This is a genomic window from Arthrobacter agilis (assembly GCF_002953615.1).
Classification (GTDB): Bacteria; Actinomycetota; Actinomycetes; order Actinomycetales; family Micrococcaceae; genus Arthrobacter_D; species Arthrobacter_D agilis_B.
The window spans coordinates 2,689,637-2,700,834 of sequence record NZ_CP024915.1 but is presented as its reverse complement, the minus strand read 5'-3'; the positions used below and the strand labels follow the sequence as shown (position 1 = coordinate 2,700,834).

Below are 11,198 nucleotides of genomic sequence, written 5' to 3'. Positions count from 1 at the left end.
GAGGCCAGGGTGGTCGATCCCGCCATCTCCACCTACCACTCCTTCGCGAACGGCATCGTCCAGGACTACGGCCTGCGCATCGGGGTCGAGCGGGATTCGGTCATGCTCGGCACGGCCCAGTCCTGGCAGCTCGCCCACTCCGTCGTGGAGGCGTACGACGGCGAGTGGGAACACTTCACGGCCGCCAAGAGCACGCTCGTGAAGGCGGTGCTCGACATGGCCGGCGAGTGCGCGGAGCACCTCGTCACGCCCGGGACCGTCCGGGACGAGCTCCGTCGCCACATCGATCACGTCGTCGCCCAGCCTTACGTCGCCGGGTCCACCAGGGCCGCCACGCAGAAGGTGCAGGAGCTGCTCGACAAGCTGCGCACCCGCGTCACCGTGACGGAACTCGCGGAGCGCTACGCCGCCGCCAAGCTCGCGCGCCGCCAGCTCGACTTCGGCGACCTGGTCTCCCTTGCAGCGCGGATCGCCCGGGACATACCGGAGGCCGGGAGGATGGAGCGCGAGAAGTACAGGGTGGTACTGCTCGACGAGTTCCAGGACACCTCCCACGCCCAGATGGTGCTGTTCTCGAGGCTCTTCGCGGACGGTCGTTCCGTCACCGCCGTGGGCGATCCCCACCAGTCGATCTACGGCTTCAGGGGAGCGTCGGCGGGACAGCTGGCCACCTTCCGTACTGCGTTTCCGCGGGTGACCGGGGAAGGGCGGGCACCGTCGGAGGTGGCCCACCTGTCGGTCGCGTGGCGTAACTCGACCTCGATCCTCGAGGCGGCGAACACGGTGTCGGCGCCCCTGAACGTGCCCGCACCATGGCTCCGCAACACCACGGTCCAGCAGGTCCCCGGACTCGTCGCGCGCCCCGGGGCGCCCCTGGGTGAGGTGACGTTGGGGCGTTTCCTCACCGATGCCCCCGTCGGGGGCGCCGACGCCGCCGAGGAGGCGGGATCGCCTGCCGGCCCGGCGGCCCCGTCCACCCTGAGCGAGGCGGAGGCGGTGACGCAGGAGGTCCTGCGCCAGCGCCGCCGGAGCTTCGAGACCGACGACGCCGGGAACCCCCTCCGCCCGACGATGGCCGTGCTGTGCAGGGGACGCAAACAGTTCGAGCCGATTCGTCGGGAACTGGAGCGTGCGGGCGTCCCGGTCCAGGTGGTGGGCCTCGGCGGCCTGCTGCGGACCCCCGAGATCGTCGACCTGCTGGCCACCCTCAGGGTACTGGGCGACCCCGACCGCTCGGACTCGATGCTGCGGCTCCTGGCGGGAGCACGATGGCGGCTGGGACCGGCAGACCTCATGGCACTGGGCGACTGGTCGAGGCAGCTCGCCCGTACCCGCGAAGCGATGTTCAGGCGCGGCGACGCCGCAGGGGAGGAACTCGACGACGACCAGAGCCGGGACGCCGTCGTCGCACCGGACCTGGCCGAGGCCGGCAGCCTGGTGGAGGCCGTCGACCACCTCCCGCCGGCCGGGTGGGTGTCCTCCTCCGGCCGGACGCTGAGTGATCCCGCGCGACGGCGGCTCGATGCCCTCCGGCGAGAACTGCGCGCCCTCCGCAGCTTCGTGGGTGACGACCTCGGCAGCATGATCGGTGAGGTGGAGCGCACCATCCTCCTGGACATCGAGGTGGCCGCCAAGCCGGGGGTGAGCATCCACGAGGCACGCCGTAACCTCGATGCTTTCACGGAGGCCGTCGCCGGATTCGTCTCCACCGCCGAGCGGGTCGACCTCCCGGCATTCCTCGCATGGCTCGAAGCGGCGGACCAGGAGGAGGACGGGCTGCCCGTAGCGCAGCTCGAGGCGAGCAGGGACGCGGTGCAGCTGCTGACGGTCCATGCCTCGAAAGGGCTGGAGTGGGACGTCGTGTTCGTGCCGGGACTCAACGAGGGTTCCTTCCCGAGCGGGAAGGACTCGCGCTGGAGCAGCGGGGACTCCTCGATCCCGTGGCCGCTGCGCGGCGACGCTGCCGAGCTGCCGCACTGGGACTGGGAGCAGCAGGACCAGAAGGAGTGGCTCGCCAGCGAGAAGGACTTCACGGAGGAAGCCAGGGCGCATGCGGAACGGGAGGAACGCCGGCTCGCCTACGTGGCGTTCACGCGGGCCAAGCACGCCCTGGTCTGCACATCCTCGGCCTGGGGCGGCGGACGGTCCAAACCCTCGGCTCCCTCGGCCTACCTGAACGATCTGGTGACCCTCGCGGAGGCCGGTGCCGCGGGTTACACCCTGCCGCACTGGCTGCAGGGGGAGCACCAGGGCGACACGAACCCGGCCAATGCCCGGCCGGAACGGGCGAGCTGGCCCTTCGACCCGCTCGGGCCCCGGCGGGGCTCGATGGAACGCGCCGCACAGGCCGTCCTGGAGCAGGCCGCAGCCCCCACGCTGGAGGTCGACGTCGATGGGGGGCGGTGGGGTCGGGAGGTCCGCCTCGCACTGGCGCGGCAGGCCCGCGAACGCGAACGGTTGCCGCTCACGCTGCCGTCCCACATCTCCGCATCCACCCTCGTGGAGCTCCGGGAAGATCCCGAGGCGGTCATGCAGCAGCTGCGGCGCCCGCTCCCGCGCCGGCCCGGTACGGCGGCCCGCAAGGGGACGGCGTTCCATGCCTGGATCGAGGAGTTCTACGGGTCCGGCGGCATGCTCGACCTCGGGGAGTACCCGGGCGGGGCGGACGCCTATGTGGACGAGACACTCGGCCTGAAGGACATGGCCGCCATCTTCGAGAGGTCCGAGTGGGCCCTCCGTGAACCCGCCGCCATCGAGGCCCCCATCGAGACGAAGATCGGCAGCATCGTGGTGCGCGGCCGGATTGATGCCGTCTTCCGCGATTCCGACGGCGGATGGGACCTGATCGACTGGAAGACCGGCCGCCCGCCCTCCCCGGACCGCCGCGCTGCCAAGGCCGTGCAGTTGGCCGTGTACCGCCTGGCCTGGTCGAGGCTGAAGGAGGTGCCGCTCGACACGGTCCGGGCGGCCTTCTTCTACGTCGCCGACAACCTCGTCGTGCGCCCGCACGACCTCGCGGACGCAGCGGAGCTCGAAGCCATCATCGCAGCGGCGGACACGGCGGCCGGCTCCTGACCCTCAGGCCGGGGAGGGGCCGCGCCGTCCGTCCGAGGCCCGGAGGTGGATGGAAGGGCTGACCGGCCGTGCTACCGGCCACCTCGCGGGCGCTGCACCGCGGGACGCCCTGACGAGGGCGAGGCCCTGGCGTCAGCTGCCGAAGGACACGATCGGCAGTGCCGAGGTCGCCACGTCGTCCGGGGAGCCGGCCACCGGTCCGCTGCTCCGGAGCAGGGTGACCTTCGTCGACGTACCGACGGACCGCTGCCGCCCGGCCGTCAGGCGCAGGTAGGCCGGTGACGCTCCGGACGGCGTAGCCGGATCCGCCTCGCCGGGTCGGTGCCCGGACCGGTCCCCTGAGTGGTCGCCCGAGGGGTCTCCGGACGGGTCTCCGGACGAGTCACCGGAGGAGCCGTCGCGGTGCCCGGAGGGGATCGACGCCTGCATCCGGGTGGGGTCGGACGCGCGGTCCGCCGCGGATGCGTGCGGGTCGTAGGCGTGGCTGCCGGTCCGGTCCTGTGGGGCGTGGCCGGTGCCGGAGCCCGACCGCGGGTCCTGGGCGGGGCCGTCGTGCACCGCCCCGTCGCGGGGTTCGCGGACGGGATCACCGGCGCCGGTCCCGACGCCGTCCCGGTGGCCACCGGCCACCTCCTCGGCTCCGGGGACGGCGTCCCGATCCTCCCGGTGCCCGTGCTGGTCGTCGTACGCGTCGGTGCCGTGCTCGTTGCCCCATTCGAGGCGCACCTCGTGGGCGTGCCGGGCCCGCTCGGCAGCTTCGTGCTGCTCACGCTCGATGGACTCGACGTCCGCCTCGAGGGTGGCCAGCATCTCCTCCGCCTCGTGGACCATCGCGGCATCCTCGAGGGCGACGCCGCGTACGAGCCACTGCGCGAGTGCGAACTCGGCGGCGAGCGCCGCCCGCCGCCACAGGTGGGGGTCGACGGCGGTCGCCCTGGCCTGCGCATAGGCCGCATGGACGGCGTCGACGAAGGGGGCGTCCTCGGCGGCCGCCAGCCAGGCGAAGTCCTCCGCGGGATCGCCGATGCACAGGTCCGTCCAGCCCGTGACCGCCGACACGCGGCCGGCGGCGACGAGGAGGTGGTCCTCGTGCAGGTCTCCGTGCACCACCGTCGGGCTGAATCGCCACAGGGCGACGTCCTCCAGTGCGTGCTCCCACCGGCGCAGCAGGATCGACGGGATCTTGCCCGTGGTCGCGGCCTGATCGAGCTCGTTCAGCTTGCGCTGGCGGTACTCGTCGGCCTCGTAGCTGGGCAGGTCCGCGCGCTGCACCATGTCCTTCGGCAGGGCATGGATCGCGGCGATGGCCCGGCCCACCTCCTGTGCCATCGTGGTCCCACCGGCGGTGAGTGCCTCCAGCGTCCTGGTGGTTCCGGCGAGGTGGGAGTACACGAAGGTGCTGAGCTCGCCCTGGCGGACACTGCCGGCCATGTGCGGGATGAGGAAGGGGAGTTCGGCCTTGACGGCCGGGGTGAAGGCGCGGAGCGCCTGCAGTTCGGTCTCGAGCCGCATGCTCGCTTCGGCATGTTTCGGCGAACGCACCCGCCACTGCTTCCCGGCGTCGTCGACCAGTAGCGCCGAGTCGAAATCGGCAGCATCATCGGGAGCACCGGCGACCCCTGTCGGAGCCAGGCCAGGTACCGCGGCGCTGGCGATGGCAGCAAGTTCCATGGGTGTCCGTTTCACACCCTCCACCGTAGGGCGTCCCGCGGCAGCCGGAGCCGTTCCGGCGCGGCGAGTCGTCAGATGCACCACTCGTCTTCGCGCTCGCACTACTCCTCCACCCCCCACTGCGCAGAATGTGTTTTGGGAGAGTGAGAACGTACCGTAGAAGCATGATCGATCCCCTCCGGACACTCGTGCTGCCACCCCTCGGATCGCTGCCGCTCTCGCGGGCCGATGCGGACCGCGACGGCGACTCGAGGACGTCCGAGAACCTTCTCGACACCCTGTGGGCCTCGCCGGGGACGAGGGTGCTCGCCCTCGTCCGGGGGAAGGCGCCGGTGCAGGGGAGCGCGCTCCGGCTGGTCGCGCCCGCACAGGTGGAGCGGCCCGACCTGCTCGTCTACCTGGGGCGCATCAACGAGGGCGCCCCGGATGCCGGGCGCAGCGTGGTCCTCGCGGTCCTTGCCGAGGAGGACACCTCCCTGGCGCCGCCCGAGCAGTGGCTCGGTCTGCGGGACATCGCCGCGTCCCTCGATGCCCGCGATGCCGGCCTGTTCGTCGAGGCGGCCGCCATCGCGAACTGGCATGCGACCCACACGCATTGCCCGCGGTGCGGCACGCCGACCGAGGTGCGCGCCGGCGGCTGGGTGCGCCGGTGCCCCACGGACGACTCCGAGCACTACCCCCGGACCGACGCCGCGATCATCGTGTCCGTGATCGACGACGACGACCGCCTGCTGCTCGGATCCGCCGTCGCGTGGCCGGAGGACCGCTACTCGACCCTCGCAGGATTCGTGGAACCCGGCGAGTCGCTTGAGGCCGCGGTGATCCGCGAGGTCGGCGAGGAGTCCGGCATCGAGGTCGAAGCCCCGCAGTACCTCGGATCGCAGCCCTGGCCCTTCCCCGCGTCCCTGATGCTCGGTTTCACGGCGCGCGCCGTCACGACCGACGCCGTACCGGACCGGGCGGAGATGCGGTCCGTGCGGTGGTTCACGCGCGAGGAGCTGTTCGCCGAGGTGCGCGACGGCACGATCGCGGTCGCGGGTGGCATCTCGATCGCCCGCGCCCTGATCGAACGCTGGTACGGCGGACCGCTCGACGAGGAGCCGTCGGAGGCGCGTCCCTAGTGTCCGGACTATTGCTCGAGGAGAGCATCCTCGAGGGGCTCGACGACGAACAGCGCATGGTGGCCAGCTCCCTCTCCGGTCCTCTGTGCGTCCTGGCCGGGGCCGGTACGGGAAAGACGCGGGCCATCACCCACAGGATCGCCTACGGTGTGCACACCGGTGTCTACAAGCCGCAGCAGGTGCTCGCGGTGACCTTCACAGCGCGTGCCGCGGCGGAGATGCGCACGCGGCTCCGGGACCTCGGCGCGGGTGGCGTCCAGGCCCGCACCTTCCATGCCGCAGCCCTCCGCCAGTTGCAGTACTTCTGGCCTCAGGCCGTCGGCGGACCCCTGCCCGCCCTGGTCGACCACAAGGCGCAGCTGATCGCGGAGTCGGCGCGGCGGCTCCGCCTGTCGACGGACCGCGCCGCGATCCGTGACGTGGCGGCGGAGATCGAATGGGCCAAGGTCTCGATGCTGACCCCGGATGCCTACGCAGCGGCCGCAGCGGGCCGGGCGGAGCCGGCGGGGATGGACCTCACCACGGTGTCGCGGATCTTCTCGGCGTACGAGGACCTGAAGATCGACCGGAACCTGATCGACTTCGAGGACGTCCTGCTGACGACCGTCGCGATCCTCGAGGAGGACGAGAAGGTCGCCGCCACCGTGCGGGCCCAGTACCGCCACTTCGTGGTCGACGAGTACCAGGACGTCTCCCCGCTGCAGCAGCGCATGCTGGACCTGTGGCTCGGGGAACGGCGCGAGCTGTGTGTCGTCGGTGACGCCAGCCAGACCATCTACTCGTTCACGGGTGCGACATCGCGCCACCTGCTCGACTTCACCAAACGCTACGAGGGTGCGCAGGTGGTCAGGCTGGTCCGCGACTACAGGTCCACACCCCAGGTGGTCCGCGCGGCGAACACCCTGCTGGCCGCACGGAGCGGCGAGGTGGACCGCCGCGCGACCGGCACCACCTGGTCCGCTCCGCTCGAGCTGGTCGCCCAGCGACAGCCGGGGCCGGAGCCCGTCTTCACCGAGTGCAGCGACGACGAGGCCGAAGCGGCCGAGTGCGCGCGGCGCATCGGCGTGCTGCTCGACCAGGGCGTGAAGGCGAGCGAGATCGCCATCCTCTATCGGACGAACGGGCAGTCGGAGGCGTACGAGCAGGCACTGGCGAGTGCCGGCATCGGGTACCAGCTGCGCGGCGGCGAGAGGTTCTTCCAGCGCCGCGAGGTCCGCGACGCGCTCCTCCAGTTGCGCGCTGCGGCACGCACGCAGGGCGACGACGACGTCCCCCAGCAGGTACGGGACGTCCTCGCCTCGCTCGGCTACACGTCCGTGGCACCCCAGAACTCGGGGGCGGTTCGGGAGAAGTGGGAGTCGCTGGCTGCCCTGGTGGGCCTGGCCGACGAGCTCAACCGCGTGCGGGGGCCGGAGGCGTTCACCCTGCAGATGTTCGTCGCCGAGCTCGAGGAGAGGGCAACGGCCCAGCATGCCCCGACGGTGCAGGGCGTCACCCTGGCGTCGCTGCACTCCGCGAAGGGGCTGGAGTGGGACGCCGTCTTCCTCGTCGGGCTGAGCGAGGGACTCATGCCCATCTCGTTCGCCGACACGCAGGAGGCCATCGACGAGGAGCGCCGGCTGCTGTACGTGGGGATCACCCGCGCGCGTATCCACCTCTCGATGTCCTGGTCCACGTCACGCTCCCCGGGCGGTCGCGCCAGCAGGAAGCCCTCACGGTTCCTCGATGCGCTGCGTCCGGCCGGCACGGGACAGGCATCCTTCCGGCAGCCGCGGGCGAAGGCCACCCGCAAGGCCGCCGGGCCGGCCGTCTGCCGCGTGTGCAAGCGGCCGCTCCTCACCGGCTCGGAGCGGAAGATAGGACGCTGCAACGACTGCCCGGCCACCTACGAGGAACAGACCTTCGAAGCGCTGCGCGCATGGCGGCTCGTGGAGGCCCGCGACAAGGACGTGCCCGCCTTCGTCGTCTTCACGGACGCGACCCTCGTCGCCATCGCCGAGGCCCGGCCGGAGACCCTCGACGAACTCGGGGGGCTGGCCGGTGTCGGCTCGGCAAAGCTCGAGCGGTACGGCGAGGCCGTCCTCGAGATCATCAGTGACAACGCCTGACGCCCCGGCGCGGCCGGACGGGTCGCGTCTGCCGGTCGAGGTGCGGCGATCCGCACGCCGGAAGCGCACCGTCAGTGCCGATATCAGGGACGGGGTGATCCGCGTCTCCATCCCGGGACACTTCTCGGCGAGCCAGGAGCACCACTGGGTCGAACGGATGGTCGAGCGGATGTCGGCGAAGTACCTCGCGGCCCCCGCCCTCGAGGACGACCCGACTGCGCTGCTCCGGAGGGCCAGGCACCTCGCGGCGCAATACCTCGGTGGCAGGGGAGTACCGGCGACGATCGGCTGGGTGACCAACCAGAATTCCCGCTGGGCGTCCGCCACCCCCGCGCACCGGTCCATCCGCCTGTCGCACAAGCTGCAGGGCATGCCCGACTGGGTCGTCGACTACGTCATCCTCCACGAGATGGCGCACCTCGTCGAGCCCTCGCACAATGCCGTGTTCTGGGAGCTGCTCACCAGCTATCCACGCACCGAGACGGCGAAGGCGTTCCTCGACGGGGCCGCCTTCGCCGCACAGCGCGGTCTTCCTCCGACCGGGCAGGACGCCTTCTAGTCGGTGGCAGTGCAGTCCGCGCGCTCAGCGCGGTCCGTCGCCGTCCGCCGCCGATCCGTCCGTGCCGCTTCCGTCCTCGTCATCCGCGGTCCCGGGTGCTGCTTCCCCGGAGTCCCCGTCGGAGGCGTCGTCCTGCGGCTCGAACCCGCCCGCCAGCAGACGCTGCAGGGCGGCGTCGACATCGGCGTCGGAGGACTCGATGAGCTTGCGGCGCCCGGAGAATCCCGCCGGGTCGTCGAGGTCCTCGGCCGTGGGCAGCAGATCGGGGTGCTGCCAGAGGGCGTCGCGCCCGTCGATGCCGCGCTCCTCGGTCAGGTGCGACCAGAGGGCTGCGGCGTCGCGCAGCCTCCGCGGCCTCAGCTCGAGGCCGACGAGCGATGCGAACGCGTGCTCGGCCGGTCCGCCGGTCGCCCGGCGGCGGCGCAGCATCTCGCGCAGCGCACCGGCGGAGGGGAGATTGGCGGCGGCAGCTGCGGTCGTCTCGTCGACCCAGCCCTCGACGAGGGCCAGAGTCGTCTCGAGGCGGATGAGCGCGGTGTCCTGTTCGGGCGTCCGTTCGGGCATGAAGACACCCTGCGAGAGGGCGCCCTGAAGGCTCTCCGGATTGGTCGGATCGATGTCCCTGGCGGCTTCCTCGATCTTCCCCATGTCGATGTGGATGCCCCGGGCGTAGCGCTCGATGCTGCCGAGGAGGTGCCCCGTGAGCCAGGGGCTGTGCGTGAAGAGGCGGACATGGGCGGCCTCGCGGACCGCGAGGAAGAGCTGCACCTCCTGCTCGGGGATGTCGAGGCCCTCGCCGAACGCCGCCACGTTCGCGGGCAGCAGGGCCATGCGCCCTTCGGCGAGCGGAACTCCGATGTCCGTCGATCCGACGACGTCCTTGGACAGGGCGCCGACCGCCTGTCCGAGCTGCATGCCGAACATCGCACCGCCGACGTTCTGCAGCATGGAGGCGGGGCCGCCCATCATGCCCATCATCGACTTCATCTCGTCCGGGAGCTGCTCGGAGATGACGTCGGACAGTGCCTTGGCGATGCTCGTCGCGACCGGCTCCGTGAGGCGGCGCCAGGTGGCCATGGTGGCCTCGACCCACTCCGCGCGGGACCAGGCACGACCGAGCTGTCCGGTGCTCGGGAAATCGGTCACCGGGTCGAGCCACAGTTCCGCGAGCTTCAGGGCCTCGTCCACACTCCGTCGCTGGAGCGCGGTGACCGAGGGGTCGTTGTCGGCCGCGGCGACGCGACGCGCCTGTTCGTGGGCCATCTGCCAGTTGACCGGCCCGTCGCTCGTCGTGGAGAACATGGCCTGGACCTGCTGCATCATCATGGCCATCGCCGCCGGATCGGAGGGCAGCCCCGCGGCCTTCGCGATCTCCTGGGGATCGATGCCGCCGGCCCCGCCTCCGAACATCTTCGACAGCATCTCGGACAGCGGGTCCTGGGGCGTGTCGTCGTCGCCGTTCGAGGGGTTGGATGGGTTGGTCACTGATACCACCGGTCCTGGGAGTAGCTTGGCGGGTCCGGGCGGGAGGGCGGTGCCACTCCTGCCGGTTGTGGAAGACACGCTACCGGCCGTGCCCTGCCGGTGTCCCTTGCGCCGTGCACCGTTCGCTGAGGGCAAAGCAGCAGGGGCGAGCGGCCCTGGGAGCGTACGCGGACGCGGCGACGCGCGGTCGACGTGGAGGGAACGCCCAGGGAGCGTGTCGGCGGGAACGTCTACTCTAGGTGTGCCGGTGTCGTGCGGATCGCCCCACCGCGCTGCCCGCGCAACGCGCCCTACAGGAAGAAGCACCGTGACGCAGCCCGTCCACGTCGAAACGTTCAGCCCGGAGGAGCCCACGAGGCCGAGGGACCCCCGTTTCCGTGCGATGGCGGTCTCGGGGGGGCTGGCCGTCGTCCTGTGCACGGCCGCGGTCCTGCTGCCCTCGCCCTATGTCATCGAGTCGCCCGGGCCGACCTTCAATACGATCGGCGAGGTCGACGGACAGCCGCTCATCCAGGTGGAGGGCACCGAGAGCTATCCGCCCGAGGGCGAACTCGACCTCACCACCGTGTTCGTCAGCGGAGGGCCGAACGGACCGGTGAACGTCCTCCAGACCTTCCGGGCCTGGGCCGATCCCCATGAGACCGTGGTGCCCGAACAGCTCGTGTACCCGGAGGGGACCACGTCCTCCCAGGTGGAGGAGCAGAACGCCGTCGCCATGACCTCCTCCCAGGAATCCGCGATCGCCGCCGCACTGTCCCACGAGGGCATCGACTTCACGGAAGAGCTGTCGGTCGCCGGACTCGCCACCGGCTCCGCGTCGGAGGGGCTCCTGCGCGAGGGTGATGTCCTGCGGGCCATCGACGGCGAGGCGATCGGGAACATCGGGACGCTGCGCTCGGCCCTGCGCGAGGCCGGAGGGGCGCCGGTCGCCCTGTCCATCCTCCGGGACGGCGCGCCGCTCGATCTCTCCGTGACGCCGAAGGAATCGCCGGAGGGCGACTTCCAGCTGGGCATCCTCCTCGCCTCGACCTTCGACTTCCCCTTCGACGTCACGATCCAGCTCGACAATGTGGGAGGGCCCTCCGCCGGGACGATGTTCGCACTCGGCATCATCGACACCCTGACCGAGGGGGACCTCACCGGCGGGCGGCACTTCGCGGGAACGGGCACGATCGACTC

The 11,198-nt window shown here is 71.4% G+C and carries 7 protein-coding genes; 5 read left to right on the top strand and 2 right to left on the bottom strand.

All coding sequences use genetic code 11. The annotated features are described in order from the left end of the window. Nucleotides 1–3,075, top strand: a 3,075-nt coding sequence (locus tag CVO76_RS13115) for an ATP-dependent helicase (RefSeq protein WP_208739575.1), incomplete at its 5' end; no start/stop codon positions are given. A gap of 132 nt (nucleotides 3,076–3,207) precedes the next feature. Here the strand turns inward: CVO76_RS13115 and CVO76_RS17640 are convergent. Continuing rightward, on the bottom strand, nucleotides 3,208–4,746 hold the full coding sequence (locus tag CVO76_RS17640) for a phosphotransferase (protein ID WP_432206103.1): 1,539 nt from the start codon (nucleotides 4,744–4,746) through the stop codon (nucleotides 3,208–3,210). A 164-nt stretch (nucleotides 4,747–4,910) separates the two neighbouring features. Between CVO76_RS17640 and nudC the strand changes: the two genes are divergently transcribed. From nudC to CVO76_RS13095, 3 genes are read left to right on the top strand one after another with little or no spacing between them, the layout of a single operon-like run. Beyond that, the gene (gene nudC / locus CVO76_RS13105; protein ID WP_133080962.1) at nucleotides 4,911–5,867 is read left to right on the top strand and encodes an NAD(+) diphosphatase; all 957 of its coding nucleotides are present in this window, start codon (nucleotides 4,911–4,913) and stop codon (nucleotides 5,865–5,867) included. Between the two features lie 56 nt (nucleotides 5,868–5,923). Then, nucleotides 5,924–7,975, top strand: coding sequence for an ATP-dependent DNA helicase UvrD2 (locus CVO76_RS13100; protein WP_208741818.1), 2,052 nt, complete (start codon nucleotides 5,924–5,926; stop codon nucleotides 7,973–7,975). Continuing rightward, nucleotides 7,962–8,534, top strand: a complete 573-nt coding sequence (locus CVO76_RS13095; RefSeq protein WP_208739573.1) for a M48 metallopeptidase family protein — start codon at nucleotides 7,962–7,964, stop codon at nucleotides 8,532–8,534. The genes CVO76_RS13100 and CVO76_RS13095 overlap by 14 nt, the downstream gene beginning before the upstream one ends. Nucleotides 8,535–8,558: 24 nt before the next feature. Here the strand turns inward: CVO76_RS13095 and CVO76_RS13090 are convergent, their stop codons facing one another. Further along, complete coding sequence (locus CVO76_RS13090; protein WP_133081052.1) at nucleotides 8,559–9,956, bottom strand: zinc-dependent metalloprotease; 1,398 nt, start codon at nucleotides 9,954–9,956, stop codon at nucleotides 8,559–8,561. Nucleotides 9,957–10,326: 370 nt separating this feature from the next. On the opposite strand from CVO76_RS13090, the gene CVO76_RS13085 reads away from it, so the two are divergent. Next, nucleotides 10,327–11,198: YlbL family protein (locus CVO76_RS13085; RefSeq protein WP_208739572.1), on the top strand; the 872-nt coding region annotated here is incomplete at its 3' end.

Excerpts from the sequence above, each read along its gene's own strand:
- CVO76_RS17640 (WP_432206103.1), bottom strand. The coding sequence starts at position 4,746 with ATGGAACTTGCTGCCATCGCCAGCGCCGCGGTACCTGGCCTGGCTCCG.
- nudC (WP_133080962.1), top strand. The coding sequence starts at position 4,911 with ATGATCGATCCCCTCCGGACACTCGTGCTGCCACCCCTCGGATCGCTG.
- CVO76_RS13100 (WP_208741818.1), top strand. The coding sequence starts at position 5,924 with ATGGTGGCCAGCTCCCTCTCCGGTCCTCTGTGCGTCCTGGCCGGGGCC.
- CVO76_RS13090 (WP_133081052.1), bottom strand. The coding sequence starts at position 9,956 with ATGCTGTCGAAGATGTTCGGAGGCGGGGCCGGCGGCATCGATCCCCAG.